General features: G+C 64.4%; 26 protein-coding genes. 15 read left to right on the top strand and 11 right to left on the bottom strand.

Going from position 1 to position 23,569, the window contains the following annotated elements:
- The first annotated feature begins 406 nt into the window (after positions 1–406).
- The 5 genes from J2R78_RS34545 (at position 407) to J2R78_RS34520 (ending at position 2,709) form a co-directional block, all read left to right on the top strand.
- Positions 407–862, top strand: a complete 456-nt coding sequence (locus tag J2R78_RS34545) for an Hsp20 family protein (RefSeq protein ID WP_057020733.1) — start codon at positions 407–409, stop codon at positions 860–862.
- 88 nt (positions 863–950) lie between these two features.
- Complete coding sequence (locus J2R78_RS34540) at positions 951–1,274, top strand: hypothetical protein (protein ID WP_092078022.1); 324 nt, start codon at positions 951–953, stop codon at positions 1,272–1,274.
- 9 nt (positions 1,275–1,283) lie between these two features.
- Positions 1,284–1,589, top strand: a complete 306-nt coding sequence (locus J2R78_RS34535) for a hypothetical protein (RefSeq protein WP_225644760.1) — start codon at positions 1,284–1,286, stop codon at positions 1,587–1,589.
- Positions 1,586–1,768 (top strand): hypothetical protein, encoded by a 183-nt coding sequence (locus J2R78_RS34530; protein WP_253608400.1) that lies wholly within the window; start codon positions 1,586–1,588, stop codon positions 1,766–1,768. Before J2R78_RS34535 ends, J2R78_RS34530 begins: the two co-directional genes overlap by 4 nt.
- Positions 1,769–2,535: 767 nt before the next feature.
- Entirely contained in the window at positions 2,536–2,709 is a 174-nt protein-coding gene (locus J2R78_RS34520) for a hypothetical protein (protein ID WP_225158918.1), read from the top strand.
- 311 nt (positions 2,710–3,020) lie between these two features.
- Here the strand turns inward: J2R78_RS34520 and J2R78_RS34515 are convergent, their stop codons facing one another.
- Positions 3,021–3,278: a DUF3551 domain-containing protein gene (locus tag J2R78_RS34515; RefSeq protein WP_092078420.1), complete on the bottom strand. Its 258-nt coding sequence runs from the start codon at positions 3,276–3,278 to the stop codon at positions 3,021–3,023.
- Between the two features lie 185 nt (positions 3,279–3,463).
- On the opposite strand from J2R78_RS34515, the gene J2R78_RS34510 reads away from it, so the two are divergent.
- Positions 3,464–3,844: a hypothetical protein gene (locus J2R78_RS34510; RefSeq protein ID WP_141341081.1), complete on the top strand. Its 381-nt coding sequence runs from the start codon at positions 3,464–3,466 to the stop codon at positions 3,842–3,844.
- 247 nt (positions 3,845–4,091) lie between these two features.
- Here the strand turns inward: J2R78_RS34510 and J2R78_RS34505 are convergent, their stop codons facing one another.
- From J2R78_RS34505 to J2R78_RS34490, 4 genes are all read right to left on the bottom strand, one after another.
- Complete coding sequence (locus tag J2R78_RS34505) at positions 4,092–4,313, bottom strand: hypothetical protein (protein WP_050384934.1); 222 nt, start codon at positions 4,311–4,313, stop codon at positions 4,092–4,094.
- A 20-nt stretch (positions 4,314–4,333) separates the two neighbouring features.
- Positions 4,334–4,564 (bottom strand): hypothetical protein, encoded by a 231-nt coding sequence (locus J2R78_RS34500; protein ID WP_016845011.1) that lies wholly within the window; start codon positions 4,562–4,564, stop codon positions 4,334–4,336.
- A 203-nt stretch (positions 4,565–4,767) separates the two neighbouring features.
- Positions 4,768–5,286 (bottom strand): transcriptional regulator LdtR, encoded by a 519-nt coding sequence (ldtR, locus tag J2R78_RS34495; RefSeq protein ID WP_018271925.1) that lies wholly within the window; start codon positions 5,284–5,286, stop codon positions 4,768–4,770.
- A 665-nt stretch (positions 5,287–5,951) separates the two neighbouring features.
- Positions 5,952–6,413 carry a DUF6163 family protein gene (locus J2R78_RS34490; protein WP_016845013.1) on the bottom strand — a complete coding sequence of 154 codons (462 nt, stop codon included), beginning with the start codon at positions 6,411–6,413 and terminating at the stop codon, positions 5,952–5,954.
- 197 nt (positions 6,414–6,610) lie between these two features.
- Between J2R78_RS34490 and hemB the strand changes: the two genes are divergently transcribed.
- The 3 genes from hemB to J2R78_RS34475 all read left to right on the top strand — a co-directional run bounded on the left by hemB (position 6,611) and on the right by J2R78_RS34475 (position 9,282).
- A complete protein-coding gene (gene hemB / locus J2R78_RS34485) occupies positions 6,611–7,675 on the top strand; it encodes a porphobilinogen synthase (protein ID WP_253608399.1) in 1,065 nt (354 codons plus the stop codon).
- A 186-nt stretch (positions 7,676–7,861) separates the two neighbouring features.
- Positions 7,862–8,419 carry an RDD family protein gene (locus J2R78_RS34480; protein WP_092078031.1) on the top strand — a complete coding sequence of 186 codons (558 nt, stop codon included), beginning with the start codon at positions 7,862–7,864 and terminating at the stop codon, positions 8,417–8,419.
- Between the two features lie 86 nt (positions 8,420–8,505).
- Entirely contained in the window at positions 8,506–9,282 is a 777-nt protein-coding gene (locus J2R78_RS34475) for an arginyltransferase (RefSeq protein ID WP_028340961.1), read from the top strand.
- On the opposite strand, the gene J2R78_RS34470 is transcribed toward J2R78_RS34475, so the two are convergent.
- Positions 9,279–10,655 carry an Nramp family divalent metal transporter gene (locus tag J2R78_RS34470; protein WP_253608398.1) on the bottom strand — a complete coding sequence of 459 codons (1,377 nt, stop codon included), beginning with the start codon at positions 10,653–10,655 and terminating at the stop codon, positions 9,279–9,281. The two genes, J2R78_RS34475 and J2R78_RS34470, sit on opposite strands and share 4 nt — an antisense overlap.
- Positions 10,656–10,776: 121 nt before the next feature.
- Here J2R78_RS34470 and J2R78_RS34465 point away from each other — a divergent pair, with 121 nt between their 5' ends.
- From J2R78_RS34465 to J2R78_RS34450, 4 genes are all read left to right on the top strand, one after another.
- Entirely contained in the window at positions 10,777–11,907 is a 1,131-nt protein-coding gene (locus J2R78_RS34465; protein WP_253608397.1) for a PspA/IM30 family protein, read from the top strand.
- Positions 11,904–12,566 (top strand): OB-fold-containig protein, encoded by a 663-nt coding sequence (locus tag J2R78_RS34460; protein WP_253608396.1) that lies wholly within the window; start codon positions 11,904–11,906, stop codon positions 12,564–12,566. Before J2R78_RS34465 ends, J2R78_RS34460 begins: the two co-directional genes overlap by 4 nt.
- 3 nt (positions 12,567–12,569) lie before the next feature.
- On the top strand, positions 12,570–14,324 hold the full coding sequence (locus J2R78_RS34455; protein ID WP_092078048.1) for a flotillin family protein: 1,755 nt from the start codon (positions 12,570–12,572) through the stop codon (positions 14,322–14,324).
- Positions 14,325–14,466: 142 nt separating this feature from the next.
- Positions 14,467–15,708, top strand: coding sequence for an MFS transporter (locus J2R78_RS34450; RefSeq protein WP_057020872.1), 1,242 nt, complete (start codon positions 14,467–14,469; stop codon positions 15,706–15,708).
- Between the two features lie 107 nt (positions 15,709–15,815).
- On the opposite strand, the gene J2R78_RS34445 is transcribed toward J2R78_RS34450, so the two are convergent.
- Positions 15,816–17,072 carry an adenylate/guanylate cyclase domain-containing protein gene (locus J2R78_RS34445; RefSeq protein WP_253608395.1) on the bottom strand — a complete coding sequence of 419 codons (1,257 nt, stop codon included), beginning with the start codon at positions 17,070–17,072 and terminating at the stop codon, positions 15,816–15,818.
- A gap of 174 nt (positions 17,073–17,246) precedes the next feature.
- On the opposite strand from J2R78_RS34445, the gene J2R78_RS34440 reads away from it, so the two are divergent.
- Complete coding sequence (locus J2R78_RS34440; RefSeq protein WP_028333848.1) at positions 17,247–17,438, top strand: hypothetical protein; 192 nt, start codon at positions 17,247–17,249, stop codon at positions 17,436–17,438.
- Here J2R78_RS34440 and J2R78_RS34435 read toward each other — a convergent pair whose 3' ends face one another.
- Entirely contained in the window at positions 17,439–18,317 is an 879-nt protein-coding gene (locus J2R78_RS34435) for a DMT family transporter (RefSeq protein WP_253608394.1), read from the bottom strand.
- Between the two features lie 79 nt (positions 18,318–18,396).
- Between J2R78_RS34435 and J2R78_RS34430 the strand changes: the two genes are divergently transcribed.
- Positions 18,397–19,215: a helix-turn-helix domain-containing protein gene (locus tag J2R78_RS34430; protein WP_253608393.1), complete on the top strand. Its 819-nt coding sequence runs from the start codon at positions 18,397–18,399 to the stop codon at positions 19,213–19,215.
- On the opposite strand, the gene J2R78_RS34425 is transcribed toward J2R78_RS34430, so the two are convergent.
- The 3 genes from J2R78_RS34425 to parC form a co-directional block, all read right to left on the bottom strand.
- A complete protein-coding gene (locus J2R78_RS34425) occupies positions 19,206–20,009 on the bottom strand; it encodes an N-acyl homoserine lactonase family protein (RefSeq protein ID WP_253609998.1) in 804 nt (267 codons plus the stop codon). The genes J2R78_RS34430 and J2R78_RS34425 overlap by 10 nt on opposite strands.
- A gap of 149 nt (positions 20,010–20,158) precedes the next feature.
- Entirely contained in the window at positions 20,159–21,109 is a 951-nt protein-coding gene (locus J2R78_RS34420; protein ID WP_253608392.1) for a cation diffusion facilitator family transporter, read from the bottom strand.
- A 173-nt stretch (positions 21,110–21,282) separates the two neighbouring features.
- Positions 21,283–23,538, bottom strand: a complete 2,256-nt coding sequence (parC, locus tag J2R78_RS34415; protein ID WP_253608391.1) for a DNA topoisomerase IV subunit A — start codon at positions 23,536–23,538, stop codon at positions 21,283–21,285.
- Positions 23,539–23,569: the final 31 nt, after the last annotated feature.

The following is a 23,569-nucleotide window of genomic DNA, read 5'->3' as shown; positions in this document are numbered from 1 at the left end:
GCACCTTTGGGGGCCTGGAGGCCGGTGCTGGGGCCGTTTGCCTGATCCGGGGCTGAGCTATTGGAGGCAGGCTCCCCCATCCATCAAGAACCGCGCGGTTCCAGCATTAGCTTATGTAAATCGGCGATCCGATTTTCCACGGCGATGTCCTGTCTGCAACACGCCTCCCGCGAGGCGGGCTGATCGCAGGCATTCAAACGGCGCGGCCGCAGGTGGCAGTTCTGACGCGGCAACCGCAAAAATTTTTCGGCCGGGTTCTTGACACGATTTCTCCGGTTTTTATTTTCTTCCGCGCCAGCCCCCATCGCGGAGGCTGGGGCCTGGTCGCCTCTCGGGGCCAGGCGAGACGGGCACCGGTCGTGTCCGGTGCCGTTCATATCCATCTTGCTCTATGGAGGATTTGGCTATGCGCACATACGACTTCTCTCCCCTGTTCCGGTCGACCATCGGATTCGACCGGCTCTTTGATCTCGCCGAAGCAGCCCACCGGGCCGGCGAAGATCACTACCCGCCCTACAACATCGAACGGCTGTCCGAAGACAGCTATCAGATCGTGCTCGCGATCGCCGGTTTTGCGCCGGATGAGATTTCCGTCACGGCAGAGCAGAACGTTCTGACTGTCGAAGGCGTCAAGGTCGAGAAGGCCGAGCGCGAATACATCTATCAGGGCATCTCGACGCGCAGATTCAAGCGCCAGTTCAGCTTGGCCGACTACGTCGAGGTCAAGAGCGCGGCGTTCGACAACGGGCTTCTCAGGATCGAGCTGGCGCGCGAAGTGCCGGAGGCGATGAAGCCGCGACGCATCGCGATCAACGCGGCATCGAACACAGCGCCCCGACAGCTCGAAAACGTCGCCGCCTGATTGAACCGGCGAAGCCGCGTCCGACGAACAGGTCGCGGCTTCGTCTTCTCACTCTTCTCAGCAACTCGTCTTTCGAACGGAGGTATCCATGCGGCCGACGACCGCGCCTGCTCATAACGTTATTGGCTTTCATCTGCCGATTGGCGATCACCACCAATATGAGGTCCCGCACGATGTGGTGCGGGATTCTCGCCTGAGCCTGGCCGAGAAACGCGCTCTCCTGGCATCCTGGGCCTCGGACGCCAGCGCTGTAGCGTCCAATCCCGCTTTGCGCGCACCCAAGGGGCTCAAAGCGCCCGTTCCTGTCAGCGACATCCTCGAAGCGCTTCGCGCGCTCGACAGCGATCCGCACCATCCGCCAGGCGGCCGGCCTGCCCGCCTGCGCTCCGTCGACCGCTGCCTGGCTGCATAGGAGCGCGAGATGACAGACATCAGGCTACCGAAGCACGTCATCGACCGCCTCGAGGGACGCTGGCGGTCAAGATTTGGACAGGCAAGGCGCCGGAGCTCAGAACTGTTCGACCACCGGCTTGAACAGTTGCGCGCTCATCGCAACAATATTCATCGGTATCGGCGATTGCTGCAGACCCAGCTCTCCGACCTCGAGCGCGAATTCATCGAAAGACGGCTGTCCGAAGAAACCACGGCAATGCAAGGCCTCGCGGCCGACATTCCATCCCTTCCCTCCTCGTTCGATCGCGCAGCTTGCGAGGAGATCACGCCATGAATGGGCTGCAACAACTGCTTATAAGAGGCAGCGAAAAAGTCATCGGTCACTATCAATTCCTGCTGGATAGCGCGACCTCGGAACAAGAGCGCGAACGCTATCGACGGAGGATCGAGGAAGAACGCCGGATGCTAGGCCGGTTGCTCGACGATTCCGATCGGTCGTCACGCGCGGCGTGAGCGATTCATGGCGGCGGGAGAGCAAATCCGCTCGTGATGCCCGCCGCTCGCCTCGCGCGAAGGCCGCAAAGCCACCCGCGTGCCTTCGAACCATCAAAGGACGCGTCCGTTATCCGGAGGCTTGGTACGCATCCGGGAGAGGTTGCCTTATGTATCGGATCTACTATTTCGCTGTCTTCCTCGCTGTGACCGGCGCAATCTTTGGCTCATTGGTCACGCTGGAGAAGATCTTTCATTCCATGGGTTCCGCCTAACGATCCCGATCGAAGGTCTCGGATCGGAGCCCTGGTTCGGAATTTTACCCTAGCAAAAGCCAGGCCATGGAGGCGATGAGAGCCACAAGCGACACGGTCGCAGCGCTGACAAAGGCAATCTCCACACCGTCGATATGGTGGTGGTTTGTTTGCATTGAGCGTCCTCCTAGATGGGTGCCCGCGGACCTTGAGACAGTAGCCACGCCGCCAAATTGGCGGTGGTTTCGTCATGCCGCGCCTGCCTCAACAGGGTCTCTCGCTCTCGACAGGGAGGAAGGTTCTTGGCCCGTTGACGTAGCCGTTCGGCTTCTTGGGCGAGGCGTTTTTCAAGAGGGAAAATCTGCCTAACCCGGCGTCGTCGCTTCATGGCTCCTCTCTCCAACGCTGACGTTTGGCTGCCCCAAAAGCAAAATCAAAAAGCCCGGGAAGCCTAAAAAGTTCCTGCCAGCTTCGCGTCAATGAGATCAGACGGATGGAACTGGCGAAACGGCATGGACGTTACAGGGCATGGGCATGGCCAAGGACCTGAAGAAACAGGCCAAGACCGCCGAGCAGGCGGCGGTGCGGACGGCTGACGAATTCGCGGCCGAGCAAATGAAGAGCCTCGCGCAAGCGTTCCGGGCTCAGGCCGAGGTCGTCAAGCGAAACAAGAAAAAGAAGAAAGATGAGCTTCACCGTAAAAGCTAGGTGCAAGTTTGGAGAGATCGTGCACCGTCGTGGCACGGCCGAGGCAGCTCTACGCAAGGCAAAAGAGCTTTCACGGTCGCAGTGTTACGACATCCACATCGTGACACCTGAAGGCCGAGACTACGACTCGTCCGAGTTTGGAGATCTTCCCCGCACGCCATTGGCTGTGCGCGTTGCTCAGAAAGGCCACACCTATCCATAGGGTGGTAGAGGTTTCAAAACGGCAGGCTCAAAGAGCGGCCCCGGCTAACCGCATCACCCTTAGGGTGCGCCCTTCCCCATCCGTCTCGCACGCGCCATCGGCGAGACAATCAATAGCGGTCGCGATATCCCCGCCGCTGCTGACCATATGCGGCGCGAGGATTGATCCCGCAGGTCACGTTCCTTCCGGAAGCTGACGCAAGACACTGGGCGCGGGTTTGGTACATGCAATCGCCGGGATAGCCGACGCCGCGCCCCTGCACGCACCAGCGATAATCCCGGGCGCTGGCTGGGCTCACACTTGCTAGTCCTGCAACGCCGAACGCCAGGACGAACGCCAGGACAGCGAATAGGACGGTTGTGCGCATGATCGGCTCCTCGCAAGCAATCGAGGACCAACGGAGCAGCAAGATCAGCGTTCCCTTCGATAGTGGCCGGCCGGTTAGCAAGATCGCAAGCCGCAGCCGGAGCGGCCGCGCCGAGCGCGAGCGCAGGAACCATGCTCCGTTGGGTCGGTTGTCGGAAACCATCCATCCCACACAAGTCAATCGGCATGCCGTCACGACTGCTTTGGTTTTTAGGGTTTCCGGTTCTGGTTGTTCTGGGTGGTTGCGGCGATCAACTCGAGTGCGATTCAATCGAAACCCGGAAGGCCGTGCTCCAGACCATCTCCAACGATCACCGCAATCCGCTTGTCAATTTCGCCGCCAGGGAATCGACGGCGAAGCCCACTGCGGAAAACGCAAATCCACAATACCTCCTCGGTGAAAAGATCGTCACGACCTCGGCAAGTGAGGACAAGCGAACATTGCAATGCAGCGGCGGCATCTCGGTTTCCGTGGGCGACATCAAGGCTTCCAAGGAAGTCGAATTCACCGTGCAGAAATCGAGCGACGGAAAGTTGGCGGTTTCGGTTGCTCCATTTCAGTTTTGAGTTGCGACAAACTCAGTGTCGTCCTGGCGAAAGCCAGGGGACCCATTACCCCAAATCACTATTGTTGCGCGACGCTGGGGCCGCGATCCCGCTCATCGCCAAATGCGGTGGTTATAGGTCCTGCTTTCAGGACGACGATCGTGCGCGAGGAACCTGCACCGTCATCGCGTCGTTGCGAGCAAAGCAAATCGCCGCCGAGGAAGCCTTGCCGACGACGCGGAATCAGACCGCGAAGCCAGGCGCGCCGCTACAGCCCGGTATAGCCGGCCTTCACGTGGTCGGTACTACCGTCGAGCTGGCGCAGATAGGTCAGCCCGCACACCGTCAAGCGATGCGGATCGCGCTCGCCGGCGTCGAACAGCGTCTGCACGTACTCTGTCACCTTCGCCCGCGCTTCCTCGCTCGCAGCGGGCGTGCGGTTGAGCAGCAGATCATACGTCTGCATGATCCGATCGATAGCGGCTTCCATTGAAGTCTCCGGGTTGGCGCTCAGGCGACCACCAGCGTCTCGGCCTCGAACTTCGCGATCGCCTTGTTGGCGAGGCGGAGGCGATTCATCTCACCACGCTGGAACAGCTTCACGATGATGCCGAGCAGGCGCTCATTGGTGGCGAAATTGTCGGGAATGGCGCCGGATTTGCGCAGATAGTTCGAGGCGATCGCGTAGGCGTCACCGACGACCTCGACATTCAGCACCTCAATCCCGCGTTCGAGCAACATATCCCTGCCTCTCCGTTGGCTAACGGATAAGCCGCCGGGAACGCCTTGGTTCCTCGCCGGGGCCCATTTATTTTCGCAGGTGCAGCATGAAAAACGCATCGGCCGGGCATGACCGATGCGTTGACTGGAGCAAGGCTGGACTGAAGGAAGGCTGCCGGTCTTCTCGCGCGGCCGGCTTGGCCATCAGGCGAAAACGGGAAGGCTCAGAGGCGATACAGGATCTGGTCGGTCCAGAAGCGCTCGAGGCGATGCAGCGACTTGTTGAGGCTCGCGAACTCCTCGTTCGAGATGCCGCCAACCTGCTCCACCGTCTTGACGTGCTTCTGATAGAGCGCGTCGACGATCTTGCGGACCTCCTGGCCCTGCGGGGTCAGACGGATACGGACCGAGCGGCGATCGACGCGCGAGCGCTGATGATCGAGGAAGCCGAGCTCGACGAGCTTCTTCAGATTGTAGGAGACGTTGGAGCCGAGATAGTAGCCGCGGGTGCGCAGCTCGCCGGCGGTCAACTCCTTGTCGCCGATGTTGTACAGGAGCAGCGCCTGCACCGAGTTGATGTCGGCGCGGCCACGACGATCGAATTCGTCCTTGATGACGTCGAGGAGCCGGCGATGCAGCCGCTCCACCAAAGTCAGGGCTTCGAGATAGAGCGGCTGCACCGGAGCTTGACCGGTAGCGCGATCAGCGGCATCCGCCGCCGTTGTCGCAACGGCTTTCATCATGACACTTCCCCTGTTTGTCGTTTTTATCGACTTTATTCGACGAAACTTGTGTCCCGCCTGATAGGTCCAACGTAAGGGGGCCGTTTGAATATCCGCTTAAATAAGAGAATAAAGAGATCATGAATTTAAGACAGTGAATCGTGGATTAAGCCCATGGATCAAAGGCTTTTCGCAACTTTTCATTGACGGTGGCGGACCCTTGTTCACGCTTCGTCTGCCTGCCCTGTCACATTCGGAAACAGCATCGTCTGAATTCGAAACGGTGGCGTAACGGGTATGAGGGAACCCTTTACGGTGACCGATTGGTTACCGGAAAATTCTTTGAAAATTTTATCGGAGTGCAGCGGCGAGACGTGCACGCGATGCGCGCAAGCGGGTGCAGGTCTGTTGCGGAGAGCAAGACCGGTTCCGCCGTCGGCCCGCGCAAAGCCGGCCGGCACACGCGCCGAGGTCCGGTGAAATGGGCCCCGACGGCAGGTCCCGTAGAGACGGTCCCGCAAGGGAGTGTCTCAAACGGATGCGATCTGTCGGCACCCACCTATCAGAACCAGCAGAGCTGTCTTCTCGTTGCGCGCACGGCTGGCAAATATTGCCGGCCGCGGCCGGCTATTCGTGGCGCTGTCGCCACGGGGCAACAGTGCATCAGGCCAGCGCTGCACGCCGGCCTATGGCGGGCGTTCGCGCGCCGACATCCAGGCCAGCGCGAGATAGGCGGCGAGCATCAGCGCCTCGAGCCCGACCACGGTGAGACTGCCGCCATAGATGCCGGGAAACATCAGCTCGATGACCGCCATCGACACCACGGTGGTCAGCCACACCACGGCGCCCCAGGGCGTCGCGAGCCAGAGCCCGACGGCGGCGACGAGCTCTATGACGGCGAAATAGATCGTGGCGGTCTGCCAGGCCATCGACTGGTTCTCGAAGGCCTCCTCCTCGCCGCCGACGAAGCCGGTTACCTGGGCCCAGTGATAGAGGCCCTTGGCGACCGAGACGACAGCCATGATGCGCAGGAAGATGACGAGGCGCCGCGTCCACGCATTGTCGTCCGGCTCGATCCGGTCGGACGAGATCGCGCTCACCGAGATGGCATTGTCCCGCGCCTGATCGCGTGCAGAGGTGTCAGACATCCGAATCGCCGCAGAGCGGCTGCAAAATGGGGTTCATGGGCGCAGTCTTGGCCCGCCGGGGACGCAAAATCAATTGCCGTTGCGGCAAATCAAGGGCGCCACGGATGCAATAGCGGCGCAATGACGGCGGCCCTGACAGGTGCTAGAACCGGACTTATATCAGGTCCAGACCAGCCGTCCGTCGAGGAGAAGACAACATGGCGATCAAATTCGGGCGCCCGATCGAACTGCGCGATGCGCCGCGGCGCCAGACTGACGCCCTCGCCTCCCCCTCGCTCGACCTCACGATCCGGATGCGGCGCAACCGCAAGTCGGAATGGGCGCGCCGCCTGGTGCGCGAGAACGTGCTGACCACCAACGACCTGATCTGGCCGATGTTCGTGGTCGATGGCCACAACACCCGCACGCCGGTGGCCTCGATGCCCGGCGTCGACCGGCTCACCGTCGACCAGATCGTCCGCGACGCCGAGCGCGCGGCAAAGCTCAACATCCCCTGCATCGCGCTGTTCCCGTTCACCGAGCCGTCGCTGCGCGACGAGCAGGGCTCGGAGGCGCTCAATCCCGACAATCTGGTCTGCCAGGCGGTGCGCGCGATCAAGAAGGAATTTCCCGACATCGGCGTGCTCTGCGACGTCGCGCTCGATCCCTTCACCAGCCACGGCCATGACGGGCTGATCGAGGACGGCAGGATCCTCAACGACGAGACCGTCGCAGTGCTGGTGAAGCAGGCGCTGACCCAGGCCGAGGCCGGCTGCGACGTGATCGCGCCGTCGGACATGATGGACGGCCGGATCGGTGCGATCCGCGAGGCGCTCGACGACAGCGGCTTCGGCGACGTGCAAATCATGTCCTATGCGGCGAAATACGCCTCCGCTTTCTACGGCCCGTTCCGCGACGCGATCGGCTCGGCCAAGACGCTAACCGGCGACAAGCGCACCTATCAGATGGACAGCGCCAATTCCGACGAGGCGCTGCGCGAGGTCGAGCTCGACATCGCCGAGGGCGCCGACATGGTGATGGTGAAGCCCGGCATGCCCTATCTCGACATCGTCCGCCGCGTGAAGGACCATTTCGCGATGCCGACCTTCGTGTACCAGGTGTCCGGCGAGTACGCGATGATCGCGGGCGCCGCCGCCAATGGCTGGATCGACGGCGAGCGCGCGATGATGGAGAGCCTGGTCGGCTTCAAGCGCGCCGGCGCCGACGGCATCCTCACCTATTTCGCGCCGAAGGCCGCCGAAAGGATCAAGGCGGAGAGCTGACGGCCGCCGCCCGTTATTGCGACAAGTGGATCGCTTCGCTCCGCTCGCAATGACGGCGTGAAGGTAGAACCGCTCGATCCAGCCCCCGAATCGCCGGAATATTTCGGCTAGTTAATGTTCGCGCAGGCTTGGCGAACTAGCCTCCTGTTCCCATGTCCTGCGCGGGACTTTCATCGGAGGCTGGTCATGTCCTACGGCAATGACGGCGGCACCTGGCGCAATGAGGCCTGGCGCAACGACGGCGGCGTTCCTCCGCATGCGTTCGACCCAATGATGCAGCCGGACCTGTTCCGCGGCGTGCTGACGCGCCGTGTCTTTGCGTTCCTGATCGACCTGTTCGTGCTGTCGGTGCCGGTGATCCTGGCGGTGATTTTCATCGCGGTGTTCGGCCTCGTCACGCTCGGTCTCGGCTGGGCGCTGTTCTGGCTGGTCTCGCCGGCCTCGATCGTCTGGGCGATCGTCTATTACGGCGCCTCGATCGGCGGGCAGCACTCGGCCACCATCGGCATGCGCATGATGGATCTGGAACTGCGGACCTGGTACGGCGCGCGCGGCTATTTCGTGCTCGGCGCCACCCATGCGGTGCTGTTCTGGGTGACGATCTCGTTCCTGTCGCCGCTGGTGCTCCTGATCGGGCTGCTCAACGGCCGCCGCCGGCTGCTGCACGACATCATCCTCGGAACCGTCATTATCAACAGCTCGGTCCGGACCCCGGTCGCCCCGGCCGCGCGGACCTCCTATTAGGCCCGCCTAAACCAATTGACCGTTAGCCTCAGGGGGGCGATGTTAACTCGGCTGCCTGTATTGTTTGTGGAGCCCGACGATCTGACGTGACCCAGCATTCGCGTGATACTCCTCAGTTCTATTTGACGGCGCCGTCGCCCTGCCCGTATTTGCCGGGCCGACATGAGCGGAAGGTTTTCACGCACCTGGTCGGCGACAAAGCGGGCGATCTCAACGACTTGCTGACCCATGGCGGCTTCCGCCGCAGCCAGTCGATCGCCTACCGCCCGGCCTGCGACCAGTGCCGGGCCTGCGTCTCGGTCCGGGTGATCGCCAACGAATTCCGCCCCTCCCGCAACTTCCGCAAGGTGCTGGCCCGCAACGCCGACGTCATCGGCGAGCAGCGCACCGCAGTGCCGACCTCGGAGCAATATTCGGTGTTCCGGGCCTATCTCGACCGCCGCCACCGCAACGGCGGGATGGCCGACATGACCGTGCTCGACTACGCGATGATGGTCGAGGACAGCCATGTCGAGACCCGGATCATCGAGTACCGCAAGCGCAATGCCGACAGCGCCATCACCGGTCGCGGCGACGAGCTGATGGCGGTGGCGCTGACCGACGTGCTCAGCGACGGGCTGTCGATGGTCTATTCGTTCTTCGAGCCGGGGCTGGAGGCGCGCTCGCTCGGCACCTTCATGATCCTCGACCATATCGCCCGAGCCCGCCGGCAGGGCCTTCCTTACGTCTATCTCGGGTACTGGATCGAGGGCTCCAAGAAGATGGACTACAAGGGCCGTTTCCTGCCGCAGCAGCGGCTCGCGCCGTCGGGCTGGCTGCGCGTCGACGCATCAGGCGAGGTGCTCGCCGAGCCGCAGGACTAGCTGCCGAAGAACGTATCGATCAGCAGCTTCACGTTCAGGACCACGATCAACCCGGCGACGATCCACGCCGCCACCGCGACGGGGCGTGAGATCGCGAACGCGCCCATCTTGCGTTTGTCGGACACGAACCGCACCAGCGGGATCACCGCGAACGGCAGCTGCATCGACAGCACGACCTGGCTGAACACCAGCAGCTGCGCCGTGCCGCTCTCGCCATAGAGCGCGGCGACCACGATGACAGGGACGATCGCGATGCCGCGGGTCACCAGCCGCTGCAGCCAGTCGGGCAGCTTGAGGTCGAGGAAGCCCTGCATCACGATCTGGCCGGCCAGCGTCGCCGTCACCGTCGAGTTGAGGCCGGAGGCGAGCAGCGCCACGGCAAACAGCGTCGAGGCGATGCCGAGGCCGAGCAGCGGCGACAGCAGCTCGAACGCCTGGTCGATCTCGGCGACATCGGAATGGCCGCTCTTGTGGAAGGTCGCGGCCGCCAGCACCAGGATCGCGGCATTGACGAACAGCGCCAGCATCAGCGCGATGGTGGAATCGGTGGTCGCCCATTTGATCGCGTCGCGCCGTCCCTCCTCAGTGCGCGGATAGGCACGCGTCTGCACGATCGAGGAGTGCAGATAGAGGTTATGCGGCATCACGGTGGCGCCGATGATGCCGATCGCGATGTACAGCATCTCCGGATTGGTGACGATCTCGCGCGACGGGATGAAGCCGCCGAGCACGGCGGCCACCGGCGGCGCGGCGGCCGCGATCTGGACGACGAAGCAGACCGCGATGACGATCAAGAGCGCGATGACGAAGGCCTCGAGGAAGCGGAAGCCGCGATTCATCAGGAGCAGCAGCAGGAACGCATCCAGCGCCGCCAGCAGCGCGCCGCCGATCAGGGGAATGCCGAACAGCAGCTTGAGCGCGATCGCGGTGCCAATCACCTCGGCGAGGTCGCAGGCGATGATCGCGGCCTCGCAGGCAAGCCACAGCAGCAAATTCACCGGGCGCGAGTAGGTCGCGCGGCAGGCTTGGGCCAGATCGCGGTCGGTGGCGATGCCTAGCCGTGCTGCGAGCGCCTGCAGCAGGATCGCCATCAGGTTGGAGAGCAGGATGACCGACAGCAGCGTGTAGCCAAACTTCGATCCGCCCGCGAGGTCGGTGGCCCAGTTGCCGGGGTCCATGTAGCCGACCGAAACCAGATAGCCCGGCCCGGCGAACGCCAGCAGCCGCCGCCACCACAGGCCGCCTGACGGCACCGCGACGGTCGCATTCACCTCCGGTAGGCTGCGCACATGTCCGGCATCGCCCCGCCAGCCGCCGCCTGGCACGGAATTGGGAACGGAAACGGAAGACAGTTCAGGGGTCCTAGCATCCATCCGACAAGGATGGCCGATCTGTCCCGTTATTGCAACTCATTTGCAACTGCATCTAGGCTCACGAAAATGATATCAGCCGTCCTGCTTGTAAAGCACTGAGGAAGTGCTTTACGTTACATGTATGATCAAGCTGCCCGTCGAGACGCCGACCGCAACCCTGCGTTACGCCCTCGCCCCTGACCCTTCAGGCATCGAGGCGATCGAGGCGACCTTTGCGGCCTATGACCGGATGATGGCGATCCTCACCGAGGTCGCCCCCGTCGGCGCCAACCTCGTCTCGCTGCACGCCCAGGCCTACGAGAAGATCCGCAAGGAGACCGGCCTCCCCGCACGGCTGGTGACGCTCGGCCTGCGCGACCGTGCCAATTACATCGCAGGCGCCGCCGTCCGCCGGATACCGCTCGACGACAAGTTGTTTGCGATCAAGGGCCCAACTTCACTGACCATTAGCACTGTTAGCGGACGCGTCTTGGTGCCGTTCGATGTGCCGGGATATGTCTCGGGCTGGGAAAGCCCCTTCCCGGCGCATTTGATCTCGGATGGACGCGGCTACGAAATCCACATCGCCGTCAAATCGAAATCAGCACAACCGGAGGAGAAGACCATGCTTCACGAAGGCATCCTTGCGCGCATGGGCCGGCTTCTTGCCGCCATCGCGAGCCAGACCATCGACAATGTCGAGAACAACAACAAGGTCGCGCTGGTCAAACAGGCGATCCGCGAGATCGACGCCGGCGCCGACGAGGCGCGCTACGCGCTCGGCAAGTCGCGCGCCGAAGAATTCCGCCTGAAGAAGCGGCGCGAAGAACTGGATACCGAAACGGCTGGTCTGAACGAGAAGATTCGTCTCGCACTTGCGGAAAATCGCGAGGATCTCGCGCGCGCCGGCGTCGCACGGCAAATTGATCTGGAGTCGCAGGTGATCGCGCTGGAACGCGCGATGGATTTTATCGAGCTCGAAATCGACGAGCAGACCAAGGCGCTGCAGGCCATGCTCGGCGCGCGCCGCGAGGCGGAGACGCGCTTGGCCGATCTCGAACAAAGCCTGATCCGCGAGGCCCAGGACGAAACCAGCCGGGGCCCATCCGCGACCAATACATTGAGTGCTGAGCGCGCCATGGCGGCGATCGCCCGGGTCACCGGTGTTCCCGCCTCCAGCGTGCTCGGCGACAAGGAGCTTGACGAACTCGATCGCCTGCATCGCGAGAAGGAAATCGCGGCGCGGCTTGAAAGGATCAAGTCAGAAAAATGAGTGCAGTTGGCGACATTCTGCTCGCCCCCGACGTGCGGCCCTTCGCGGTCGCGGCTGCGATCATGATGGCACTTGGCGGTATCGAACTGCTCAGCACCATGGTCGGACTTTCGATCAGCGAATTGATCGGCAAGGATTTCGCGGTCGAGGCCGAGAGCCACAATGCTCTCAGTGGCCTGTTTCTCTGGATCAACGCCGGGCGGCTTCCCCTCCTGATCCTGATCATCCTGATCCTCGGCATCTTCTCGATCGGAGGCTTCCTGCTTCAGGGACTGGCGCACGCCGCAGGCACCGCCATCCCGGTCTCGCTTGCCGCGGTGGTTGCTGCCGCAGGCAGCATCCCCGTGATCAGAAATACCAGCCGTGGCCTCGCCCGCATCATTCCGCGCGACGAGAGCTATGCGGTCAACGACAGCGACTTTGTCGGCAAGGTCGCAACCGTGTCGGTCGGCCCGCTCGATCAGGGCCTGCCCGGCCGGGTCCGTCTCAAGGATGTCTTCGGCAACTGGCACACCGTGTCGGCGCGTGCCAGCGCGGAGTCCGAGGCATTGCCGGTCGGCGCCAGCGTGCTGCTGGTCGATCGCGATGCCAAGGGCTTCATCGCGATTGCCGCTCCAGCCGACCTGGTCGAACAACAACGATCTTCCAACAGGGCATAACACATGTGGGAACTTGCTGTACCCGTCGTTATTGGCGTCATCGTCATCCTCGTTATCGGTCTCCTGTTCGCAAAGCTCTACAAACGCTCGACGCGCGACGAGGCCTATGTCCGCACCGGCCTCGGCGGCCAGAAGGTGGTGCTCGACGGCGGCTCGCTCGTGCTGCCGATCTTCCACTCCACCGCCGCGGTGAACCTGAAAACGCTACGGCTCGAGGTCGCGCGCGGCGGCCCGGACTCGCTGATCACCAAGGACCGCATGCGCGTCGACATCGGCGCCGAGTTCTACCTGCGGGTCAAACCCGACTCGTCGTCGATCGCGCTCGCCGCGCAGACGCTCGGCAACCGCACCAATGACGCGGCCGAGCTGCGCGAGCTGGTCGAGGCCAAGTTCGTCGATGGCCTGCGCTCGGTCGCCGCGACCATGAACCTCGAGGAATTGCAGGAGCAGCGCGCCACCTTCGTCAAGGCGGTGCAGGACGCGGTCGGCGCCGACATCCAGAACAACGGTCTCGAGCTTGAATCGGTGTCGCTGACGAAGCTCGACCAGAGCGACATCAAGCACTTCAACCCGAGCAATTTCTTCGATGCGCATGGTCTCACCACGCTGACCAAGATCACCAAGGAGCGTGAGCAGGAGCGCAACCAGATCGTCCGCACCACCGAGGTCAACATCGCCCAGCAGGACCTGGTGGCGCGGCAGACCACGCTGACGATCGAAAGCACCAAACGCGAGGCCGAGCTCGCCCAGCAGCGCGACATCGCCAACAAGACCGCCGCGATGCGCGCGCAGACGGCGCAGGTCGAACAGACCGCGCTGCAGAACGAGGCCGAATACCGCATCCAGCAGGAGCTCGCGGTCGCCAACAAGCAGACCGAGGCCAACCAGGCCCGCGACACCCGCAAGATCGAGGCCGATCTCGCGGTCAAGCGCCGCAACACCGAGATGGAGCGCGACCTTCAGATCGTGGCGCAGGAAAGCGCGATCGCGGTCGCGGCCAAGAGCAAGGAGCAGTCGGAAGCCCAGACCATCGCCGAGACCGCGCGTGCCGTCGCGATCGCCGCCGAGGAAAAGGTCACCACCGCCCGCGCCACCGAGATCGCCGAGCGCGACAAGATCATCAACGTGATCGCGGCGCGCAAGGCGGCCGAGACCGACGCGATGCCGATCACGGTGATGGCCGAGGCCGAACGCCAGGCCGCCGCCAACAAGGCGGAAGCCACCAACGTGCTGGCCAAGGCCGATGCGGCGGCTGCCACCACCCGCGCTGCCGGCGTCAAGGCGCTCGGCCAGGCCGAAGCCGAGGTCGCGACCATGAAGGCGGAGGCGCGCAACAGACTGAGCGCCGACATGATCGCCTACGATCTCAACCTCGCGCGGATCAACGTGATCCCGAGCGCTCTCGCCGAGGCGGTGAAGCCGATCGAGAAGATCTCCGACATCCGGATCTTCGACACCGGCAGCATGCTCGGCCGCGGCGGCGCCAACGGCCACGCCAACGGCAATGGCGGCCTCGGGCTCGGCGACGGCCTCGCCGCGCAATTGCTGTCGGTCTCGGCATTCAAGCCGATGATCGACAAGATCCTCTCGGAGGCCGGCTTCCCGGCCGGAGCCGACGCGCTCACCAGCCTGACCAGCGCGCTGGCGCAGCGCAAGGCCGAGGTCGCCGAAACACCGACGGTGGGCATCGAAAGCGCGCCAACCGCGCTGGTCGGCACCATTACGGGCCAACTGGCGCCTGCTCCCAAACCGCAGTGACGGCTTTCAGCCAAGTCTGACTCTGGAAGAGCCCGTCGATCCCCTTCGGCGGGCTTCTGCTTTTGGCGTTATCGGGAAACGGGTGGGATCGGGCCTCTTCCAACCACACACTATGGGCAGTCGAATGATCAAGGATTCCGTCATGTCTGCCGATACGCCTCGTCTGCCGGCCACCTTCAACCGCCTGGCCTGGTCCAACCTCGCCGCGCAATCGGCCGAACAGATTGCGCTTGCGGCTGCGCCGATCGTCGCCGTGCTGCTGCTCGGCGTCGGCGAAGGCCAGACCGGCCTGTTGCAGACCGCGCTGACGCTGCCCTTCATCCTGTTTGCGATTCCCGCCGGCCTGCTCGCCGACCGCGTGTCGCGGCGCTGGGTGATGGCGGGCTCCGAAGCGCTGCGCGCGGCCGCGCTTGCCGCGATCCTGCTGCTCTTGTGGCTCGGCCTGATGACGCTGCCGCTGCTCGCTTTGCTCGGCTTCATCGCGGTCTGCGGCACGGTCGCCTACAGCGTCGCTGCGCCGGCGCTGGTCCCTTCGCTGGTGACGTCACAGCAATTGCCGGCGGCGAACGCCCGCATCGAGCTCGCGCGTACCGTCGCGTTCGCCAGCGGCCCCGCGCTCGGCGGCGTGCTGGTCGGCTGGGTCGGGGCCGCGCCCGCATTCGGCTTCGCCGCGGCATTGTCGGCGATCGCGGTCGTGCTGCTCGCCGGCATCTACGAGCCGGCGCGGCAGCCTGCCCCGCGGCGCCATCCGTTGCAGGACATCAAGGAAGGCGCGGCCTTCGTGATGCACCACGCCTTGCTGCGGCCGGTGTTCATTACCCAGTTCATCTTCAACACCGCGTCGTTCCTGCTGCTCGCCGTGTTCGTGCCCTATGCGGTGCGCCATCTCGGGCTCAGCGCCACCGGCGTCGGCACCACGCTTGCGATGTACGGCGTCGGCATGGTGGTCGGTGCGCTGTTCGCGACCCGCGTGATGAAGCGGCTGGCGTTCGGCACCGTGATCGGGCTCGGCCCGGTCACCGGCTTCGTCGCCGCGGCCGTGATGGCGCTGACGACCTGGATTGCGACGCCGCTGCTCGCGGGCCTCAGCTTCTTCCTGCTCGGCGTCGGCCCGATCCTGTGGGTGATCTCGACCACCACGCTGCGGCAGTCGGTGACGCCGCCCTCGCTGCTCGGGCGCGTCTCGGCGATCAACATCATGAGCTACGGCGCGCGCCCGCTCGGCTCCGCGCTCGGCGCGGTCGTCGGCGGCCTCTACGGCGCCGAAGCCTGCCTCTATCTCGCGGCCGCGATCTTCGCCGCCCAGGCGCTGGTGATCCTGATGTCGCCCGCGGTGTCGCTGACGCGCCAGCCCGACATGGTCGGCGAACCCGCGCGGTGCTGAACGGACTCTCCACCCACGTCATTGCGAGCGAAGCGAAGCAATCCATGTCTCCACTTGCGGAGGGATGGATTGCTTCGTCGCTTCGCTCCTCGCAATGACGGGAAGGTCTAGCTCGCCAGGTACCGCTCGTATTTGCCGCCGACGACCTCGTCGGCGGCAATCGCCGGATCCAGCGTGTATAGATCCTGTGCATGGCCGATGCCGCGCAGCACGAAGCGGCCGGTGGAGACCAGATAGTTGCGGCCGGCGACGTCGAGCCCGGTGCGGAAATCGGTCGAGGTCAATAGTTCGCGGTCGACCGAGGCGCACATCGATGCGATCCGGCTGACCTCGTTGACGGCGGGCCCGACCACCGTGAAATCCAGCCGGTCCTCGCTGCCGATATTGCCGTAGAACACCTGGCCGACATGGAGCCCGACATAGGCCGTGGTGGTCGGCCGGCCCTCGTTCTCGCGGCGATCGTTCAGCACGCGGATGTTATGCCGGAATCTGTGCTCGGCCCGCAGCGCCGCTCGCTTGGCGCCTGCCACGTTCTCTCCGGTGAACATCGCCAGCACGCCGTCGCCGATCAGCTTCAGCACCTCGCCGCCGGCGTCATGGATCGCGTCGATCGAGGCCTGCGCATAATCGTTGAGGAACGGAATGATCTCGTCCGGGCCGATCCGTTCGCTGATCGCGGTGGAGCCGCGCACGTCGGAGTACCACAGCACGGCCTTGATCTTCTCGGTGATGCCGCGCTGCATGCGCCCGCGCAGCACCTGCTCCGCGGTGTCACGGCCGAGATAGACCCGTCCGAGCGTGCGGGCGATCTCGACCTGGGCGGCCGATTTGATCGCGAGCCCGAGCACCGGCACCAGGTCGCGCAACGCCGCCATGTGGTTCTCGTCGAACCCATCCGAATGGCGGGTGGTGTAGTAGGAGTAGAAGCAGTCCATCTCGCCGATCGTGCCGGCCTCGCCGAAGCGATGCACGAAGGCGGCGAAATGCTTGTGGCCCTTCTCGGCCAGCTCGCCGATCATCGAGAAATCGTGCGAGGTGTCGGCGAGATCAATCACTATCTCGTCATGGCCGTTTTCGAGCATGTGATAGAAGGCCGACCGCCGCCAGGTCTGGCTGGCTTCGCCGGTGCTGGTCGAGCCGTATTCGAAGATGTCGGCCTCGTTGCTCTCGCCGTCGTTCCAGCGGAAACCGCGTCCCTCGAAGATCGGATGCAGCGTATCGATGAAGACGATTGCCCGCGACAGCGGCATGCCGGCCGCCCGGCAGCGCTCGCAGAAACCGCGCAGCAGGTCGTTTTCCGGCAGGCCCGTCAGACCCTGGCGGACCAGCCAATTCATGAGGCGCAAACGGGGCGTCAGTTCCATAAGCTGGATTATGCCGGGCAATTGGTGCGGGAGGAAGGGTTGGTGGTCGCGTGACAGATGCGAACGCCAATGCGGCATTGCAAGGCCGCCCGCCTCACCATTTCGCGCGGAACACGGCCGCCGAATGGCGCCGATTCCGCTTCCTTTTGTCCACCCCTTCGCGCACAACAGCGCATGGACAACGACGCTGGCCCGCCAAACCCGATCCGACGCCTCATGCAATGGGCGATCACCCCGCCGCAATCCTATGGGGTCTATCTTGTCGGTCTCATCCTGGTGTTCGTCCTGTCGTTCTACGCCGGCACGCTGAAGCCGACACACTCGCCTGCCCCGCCGGCGGCCACGCCTGCCGCCCCGCGCAGCTGATCAGCCCGATTTGGTTTCCGAGGTCGCGATCCAGATCCCGGCGAAGACCGCGATCAGGCCGACGACCAGATTGGCCGTGATCGGCTCGCCGACCAATTGCTTCGCAAGCAGCCCGGCAGCGATCGGATTGACCGTCATGGTGTTGGCGACGCGGGTCGGCGAGGCCCGCTCGAGCGCCAGCACCCACAGGATGAAAGCCAGCGCGCCGCCGGCTATGCCGAGATAGAGTCCCGCGATCCATTGCGACGTGCCGAACTCGCGCATTGTCGCCAGACTGTCAGTGAACGATCCCACCGCCACCAGCGCCGCCGCGCCGGCGCCCATGCCGACGGCAAGGAAACCGAGCGCGCTGGAGCGGCGGATGAACGGCCGCGACAGCACGTTGTAGAAGGCCATGCAGAGCACCGCGGCGGCCATGATCAGTTCGCCGCGCCATGCACCGACTGGCGCCGCCGCCAGCCCGGATGCCAGCGCCGCCGCCACGCCGAGCACCGCGATCGAGACCCCGATCGATTTGCGCATCGTCAGCGGCTCGATGCCGAGCATGGCGCCGACCACCATGGTGGAGAGCGGCAAGGTCGCCAGCGCCAGGCTGGCGCGCGCCGCCGTCGTGTAGGACATCGCGAGATTATAGAGCACGAAGAACACGCCGAAGAAGGCGACGCCGAGCGCCGCGACCGCCGGCCAATCCGCGCGTCGCGGCCACTTCGCGCCGAGCAGGACCGCGGCCGGTAGCACGCAGAGAAAGCCGATCGCCCAGCGCAGGATCGCCAGCGTGATCGGGTCGGCATTGCCCGCCAGATAACGCGTGATCGCCGCGGCGGTGCCGCCGAGGCAGCTCGAGACCAGTGCAATCGCAACGCCGATCCACTCGCCCATCCCGATCCCCATGCGTTTTCGGTTCGTTTGTGGCATCTTGCCCGGCGAGATCATTCCGGCAACTACTTCACAGGTATTCATGTCGCAGCAGCGCGATTTTTCGGCCAGCCTGCGCTGGTGGCGGCAGCGCAAGGGCCACTCGCAACTCGAGCTCGCCGGGCGCGCGGATATCTCCCAGCGCCATCTCAGCTTCCTCGAGCTCGGCCGCGCCGCTCCGAGCCGCGACATGGTGATCCGGCTTGCCGCGGCGCTCGACGTGCCGTTGCGCCAGCAGAACGCACTCTTGGTCGCAGCCGGCTTCGCGCCGGTCTGGCGGCAAACCGACCTCGCCGCGCCGGAGCTCGCCCAGATCCGCTACGCGCTCGATTTCATCCTGGCACAGCAGGAGCCCTTCCCGGCGGTCGTGGTCGACCGGCACTGGAATCTGCTGCTCGCCAATGCAGGCGCAAGCCAACTGGTGGAATTCCTGGTCGGGCCGCTGGCGCCAGGCACGGCGGTCAATCTCGCCGACGCACTGGTCGCGCCCGGCGTGCTGCGCCCCTATCTCACCAACTGGACCGAGGTTGCCGGCTACTTCGTCCGCAGCGTCGAGGCCGATGCCGCCGCCGACGGCACCGCCGCGACGGCGGAATTGCTCAAGCGCCTGCTGGCCTATGACGGTGTCGAGGCCGCGTTGGCCGCGCCGGCAGGGCCCGCATCCGGACCGGTGCTGCCGATGCTGTTCCGCAAGGGCGACGTCAGCCTGCAATTGTTCACCACGATCGCGACGCTGGGGACGCCGCAGGACGTCACGCTGCAGGAACTGCGCATCGAAAGCTTCTTTCCGATGGACGATCAGACCGCGCAGATTTTTCGAAACTGGTCGAAAGCGAACGCCGCCAAGGCGGCTCAGTCGTAGAACTCCGGCGACATTTTCAGCCCGTCGCGCTGCGCCTTGTCGTGGTTGATCCAGAGCTGCGCCTTCTCTTTCGTCAGCGTATCGGCGATCTTCTGCATCGAGGCCAGCGTCTGCTCCTTGCTGGCGTTCATGCTCGGCGCGCGCCGATTGTCCCAATTATCCCCGAAGTGAACGGCATCGCCGGTCAGCACGATCGCGCCGGTCTTCGGCAGCTTCACCAGCAGCGACTGGTGGCCGGGCGTATGGCCCGGCGTCGACAGGATGGTGACGCTGCCGTCGCCGAACACGTCGCGGTCGCCTTCGAGCTTCGTCACTGGATGCTCGGGCTTGAAGCGCGGCGCGTTGTTGGCGCCCGGCCATTCATATTCCGCCTTCTGCACATACAGCATCGCGGCCGGGAACAGCTCGACATTGCCGATGTGATCGGGATGGGTGTGCGACACGGCGATCGCCTTGATGTCCGACGGCTTGACGCCGAGCTGGTCGAGCTGCGCGGCGAGCGTCTTCGGCCGCCGCCAGGTGACCGCCTTGGGGTCGGCCGGCGCAAGGCCGTTCGGCATTGCCGCCACCGCGTCGGGAATCCCGGTGTCCCACAGGAACCAGCCCTGGGCATGCTTGATCAGGTAGCAATTGTCGACGAAGTCCATCGACTTGCCTTCGTTGACGCCGGGCGACCAGCGTGAAATGTCGCCTGCAACGCCTTCACCGCAGTTGAGGATGTAGAGCTTCTCGACGCCTGGTTTCGCCGGCTCGGCGTCCGCATGCGGCAGCGCGCCCACGGCGAAGAACAACATTGCAAGACCGATTGCCCTCTTCACGTCGCCCTCCGTTGATCACGCCGGCCATTCGCGTGGTCGCAATGTGCCGTGTCGTCGCCGCCCGTGGAAGACGTGGACATGGGTCGAGCGATCAATTGAATGCGAGTGGATCGCGGCTGCCTAGGCTAGACCATTTCCGCCGGCGCCAGCCGGCAGGTCTCGCTGCTGATCTCGACCTGCAGCGTCGCGTGGTGGATGCTGAAGCGCTCCGAGAGCTCGGCGCAGACGTGATGCAGGAAGACATCATCGTGTCCGCCGGGCCGCACCAGATGCGCGGTCAGCGCGGTCTCGCTGGTGCTCATCGCCCAGATGTGCAGGTCGTGCACCTCGGTGACGCCCTCGAGCGCGGCGAGGTAGTCCCTCACCTGCTTGAGATCGATCCCCTTCGGCACCGCGTCGAGCGCGAGGTTGACGCTGTCGCGGGCAAGCTCCCAGCCGCTCAGCAGCACCACCACCGCGATGACCAGGCTGATCGCCGGATCCAGCCACTGCCAACCGGTCGCCATGATCAAGAGCGCGGCGATCACGACGCCGAGCGAGACGCCGGCATCCGCCGCCATGTGCAGATAGGCGCCGCGGACGTTGAGGTCGCTGTCGCGGCCGCGCATGAACAGCAGCGCGGTGCCGCCATTGATCAGGATGCCGAGCGCCGCGACCCAGACCACGGTCCAGCTTGCGACCTCGGCCGGCTCGCGCAAGCGGTTGATCGCCTCGACCGCGATGCCGCCGACCGCGATCAGGAGCAGCCCGGCATTGAACAGCGCCGCCAGGATCGAGGCGCGACGGTAGCCATAGGTGTGAGTATCGGTCGGTCGCCTGCCGGCGAGCCATGCCCCGCCCCAGGCCAACAGCAGCGCGATGACGTCGGAGAGATTGTGAACCGCGTCGGAGACCAGCGCCAACGAGTTGGCGGAATAGCCGAAGATCAGCTCCGCGACGACGAAAGCGGTGTTCAGCGACGCGCCGACCGCAAAGGCCGTGCCGAAACTGTCGGGCGCGTGGCTGTGCCCGGCATGGGAATGCCCGGCATGTCCGTGAGAATGACCGCTGTGGTCGTGGTCGTGATTGTGCGCCATGGCAACCGTCGCCCGATGTCGTCGGCGACGGTTATAGCGCGGTGAAATGTGGATACTATCACACCGCGCACTGAGCCCCCGTAGCCCGGATGGAGCGCAGCGCAATCCGGGATCACTGGTGATCCGGCGCGAGCTCCCGGATTTCGCTTCGCTTCATCCGGGCTACAACACCGTTACTCCACGCCGCGATTGAACTTGTTCGACTTCGGCAGGCCGTGGGCGAGCCGGCCGGCGTCGGCGCGGTTGCCGCGCCAGTCGGCCAGTTCCTTCATGGTCATGCTGTGCTCGCGGCCGGCGGAATCCTTCCAGCTCAGGCCGGCCTTGGCGTCGAACACCGCAACGTCAGACAGCGACGCGCTGGTGTATTTCTGCAGGCGCACGCCGCGGCCGCGCGCCATCTCCGGCACCTGGTCGAGGCCGAACAGCACCATCTTGTGGTTGGTGCCGATCACCGCAACGGTGTCGCCGCTCACAGTCGTGATCGCGCGGGCCTCGTTCGGCATCTCGACGTTGAGCACCTGCTTGCCCTTGCGGGTGTTGCCGACGCAGTCCTCTTCCTTGACGACAAAACCCTGCCCCTCGCTGCTCGCGATCAGGAACTTGCGTTCGCCCTTGTTGACGAACAGCGAGATGATCGCGGCGTCCTGCTCGAGGTCGATGAACATGCGGATCGGCTCGCCATGGCCGCGGCCGCCCGGCAGCTTTGCCACGTCGAGCGAGTAGAACTTGCCGTTGGTGGCGAACAGCAACAGCTTCGAGGTGGTCTCGGCAAAGAACGAGTGCTCGAGCTTGTCGTCGGTCTTGAAGGCAAGCCCCGAGAGATCCTCGACATGGCCCTTCAGCGTCCGCACCCAGCCCTTCTCTGATATCACGACGGTGCACGGCTCGCGCTCGACCAGCGCTTCCTCGATCGCGGCGAGGTCATGCTCGGGCGCATCGGCGAAGGTGGTGCGGCGCTTGCCGAGCGGCGTCTTCGGCCCGAAGATATCGCGGACCTTGCGCACCTGATCGCTGACCTTGGCCCATTGCTCCGTCTCGGAACCGAGCAGGCCCTCGATGCCCTTCAGCTCCTTGCGAAGATCTTTGTCCTCGGTGCGGATCTCCATCTCCTCCAGGCGGCGCAGATTGCGCAGGCGCATGTTGAGGATGGCATCGGCCTGGATCTCCGTGAGCTTGAAGGTCTTCATCAAGACCGGCTTCGGCTCGTCCTCGGTCCGGATGATCTTGATCACCTTGTCGAGGTTCAGATAGGCGACGAGGTGGCCGCCCAGCACTTCCAGGCGGTGCTCGATCTGGGTCTTGCGGAATTTGGTCCGGCGGACCAGCACGTCGCGCAGGTGGTCGAGCCATTCACGCAGGCACTCGGCAAGGCCGACCACCTTGGGGATGCGGCCCTTGATCAGCACGTTGAGGTTCAGCGAGATCTTGCTTTCCAGCTCGGTCAGCCGGAACAGCGACTCCATCATCAGTGCCGGATCGACGGTGCGCGATTTCGGCTCGATCACGAGCCGGACGTCCTCGGCCGACTCGTCACGGACGTCGGCGACCAGCGGCAGCTTCTTCTCGTTGATGAGTTCGGCGATCTTCTCGACGATCCGCGACTTCTGCACCAGCCACGGAATCTCGGTGACGACGACCACCCAGGTGCCGCGGGCGCCCTCCTCCTGGATCCAGCGCGAACGGGTGCGGAACGAGCCGCGCCCCGTGGTGTAGGCCTCGACGATCGCTTCCTTCGAATCAACGACGATGCCGCCGGTCGGGAAGTCCGGGCCCTTGACCCATTTCAGCAGCGCCTTCGACTTGGCGTCGGGCTTCTCGATCAGATGCAGCGCGGCGTCGCAGAGTTCGGCGGCGTTGTGCGGCGGGATCGAGGTCGCCATGCCGACCGCGATGCCCTGCGCGCCGTTGGCGAGCAGGTTCGGGAAGCCGCCCGGCAGCACCACCGGCTCTTTCGACTGGCCGTCATAGTTGAGACGAAACTCGACGCCGTCCTCGTCGATGCCTTCGAGCAAGAGGCGCGCGACCTCGGTCATGCGCGCTTCGGTGTAGCGGTAGGCGGCCGGGTTGTCGCCGTCGATATTGCCGAAATTGCCCTGGCCGTCGACCAGCGGGTAGCGCGAGGAGAAATCCTGCGCCAGGCGCACCATGGCGTCATAGATCGCCTGGTCGCCATGCGGATGGAACGAGCCCATCACGTCGCCGACGATCTTGGCCGACTTCTTGAACGCGGCGCGCGGGTCGAGCCCGAGCAGGTCCATGCCGTAGAGGATGCGCCGATGCACCGGCTTCAACCCGTCGCGGGCGTCCGGCAGCGCGCGGTGCATGATGGTCGAGAGCGCATAGGCGAGATAGCGCTCCTCGAGCGCATCACGCAGCGGCACCTCGTGAATTTCGGCCGGCTCTTCCGGCGGTATCTGTCGTTTTCCCATGGGGAGGCGTTAAACCTTGACGCTGAATCGG

The sequence above is a fragment of the Bradyrhizobium sp. USDA 4538 genome (genome assembly GCF_024171045.1).
Classification (GTDB): domain Bacteria; phylum Pseudomonadota; class Alphaproteobacteria; order Rhizobiales; family Xanthobacteraceae; genus Bradyrhizobium; species Bradyrhizobium australafricanum.
Note: the sequence above shows the minus strand (reverse complement) of the source record. Positions and strands in the feature narration are given on the sequence as shown.

Bases quoted from the DNA above. Each gene is read 5' to 3' on its own strand.
- J2R78_RS34425 (WP_253609998.1), bottom strand. From the start codon at position 20,009: ATGTTGTTCTTCGCCGTGGGCGCGCTGCCGCATGCGGACGCCGAGCCG.
- J2R78_RS34450 (WP_057020872.1), top strand. From the start codon at position 14,467: ATGTCTGCCGATACGCCTCGTCTGCCGGCCACCTTCAACCGCCTGGCC.
- J2R78_RS34515 (WP_092078420.1), bottom strand. From the start codon at position 3,278: ATGCGCACAACCGTCCTATTCGCTGTCCTGGCGTTCGTCCTGGCGTTC.
- hemB (WP_253608399.1), top strand. From the start codon at position 6,611: ATGGCGATCAAATTCGGGCGCCCGATCGAACTGCGCGATGCGCCGCGG.
- parC (WP_253608391.1), bottom strand. From the start codon at position 23,538: ATGGGAAAACGACAGATACCGCCGGAAGAGCCGGCCGAAATTCACGAG.
- J2R78_RS34540 (WP_092078022.1), top strand. From the start codon at position 951: ATGCGGCCGACGACCGCGCCTGCTCATAACGTTATTGGCTTTCATCTG.
- J2R78_RS34530 (WP_253608400.1), top strand. From the start codon at position 1,586: ATGAATGGGCTGCAACAACTGCTTATAAGAGGCAGCGAAAAAGTCATC.
- J2R78_RS34465 (WP_253608397.1), top strand. From the start codon at position 10,777: ATGATCAAGCTGCCCGTCGAGACGCCGACCGCAACCCTGCGTTACGCC.
- J2R78_RS34520 (WP_225158918.1), top strand. From the start codon at position 2,536: ATGGCCAAGGACCTGAAGAAACAGGCCAAGACCGCCGAGCAGGCGGCG.
- ldtR (WP_018271925.1), bottom strand. From the start codon at position 5,286: ATGATGAAAGCCGTTGCGACAACGGCGGCGGATGCCGCTGATCGCGCT.
- J2R78_RS34420 (WP_253608392.1), bottom strand. From the start codon at position 21,109: ATGGCGCACAATCACGACCACGACCACAGCGGTCATTCTCACGGACAT.
- J2R78_RS34445 (WP_253608395.1), bottom strand. From the start codon at position 17,072: ATGGAACTGACGCCCCGTTTGCGCCTCATGAATTGGCTGGTCCGCCAG.
- J2R78_RS34500 (WP_016845011.1), bottom strand. From the start codon at position 4,564: ATGTTGCTCGAACGCGGGATTGAGGTGCTGAATGTCGAGGTCGTCGGT.
- J2R78_RS34430 (WP_253608393.1), top strand. From the start codon at position 18,397: ATGTCGCAGCAGCGCGATTTTTCGGCCAGCCTGCGCTGGTGGCGGCAG.
- J2R78_RS34545 (WP_057020733.1), top strand. From the start codon at position 407: ATGCGCACATACGACTTCTCTCCCCTGTTCCGGTCGACCATCGGATTC.
- J2R78_RS34470 (WP_253608398.1), bottom strand. From the start codon at position 10,655: ATGGATGCTAGGACCCCTGAACTGTCTTCCGTTTCCGTTCCCAATTCC.
- J2R78_RS34510 (WP_141341081.1), top strand. From the start codon at position 3,464: ATGCCGTCACGACTGCTTTGGTTTTTAGGGTTTCCGGTTCTGGTTGTT.
- J2R78_RS34440 (WP_028333848.1), top strand. From the start codon at position 17,247: ATGGACAACGACGCTGGCCCGCCAAACCCGATCCGACGCCTCATGCAA.
- J2R78_RS34505 (WP_050384934.1), bottom strand. From the start codon at position 4,313: ATGGAAGCCGCTATCGATCGGATCATGCAGACGTATGATCTGCTGCTC.
- J2R78_RS34535 (WP_225644760.1), top strand. From the start codon at position 1,284: ATGACAGACATCAGGCTACCGAAGCACGTCATCGACCGCCTCGAGGGA.
- J2R78_RS34460 (WP_253608396.1), top strand. From the start codon at position 11,904: ATGAGTGCAGTTGGCGACATTCTGCTCGCCCCCGACGTGCGGCCCTTC.
- J2R78_RS34490 (WP_016845013.1), bottom strand. From the start codon at position 6,413: ATGTCTGACACCTCTGCACGCGATCAGGCGCGGGACAATGCCATCTCG.
- J2R78_RS34435 (WP_253608394.1), bottom strand. From the start codon at position 18,317: ATGGGCGAGTGGATCGGCGTTGCGATTGCACTGGTCTCGAGCTGCCTC.
- J2R78_RS34480 (WP_092078031.1), top strand. From the start codon at position 7,862: ATGTCCTACGGCAATGACGGCGGCACCTGGCGCAATGAGGCCTGGCGC.
- J2R78_RS34455 (WP_092078048.1), top strand. From the start codon at position 12,570: ATGTGGGAACTTGCTGTACCCGTCGTTATTGGCGTCATCGTCATCCTC.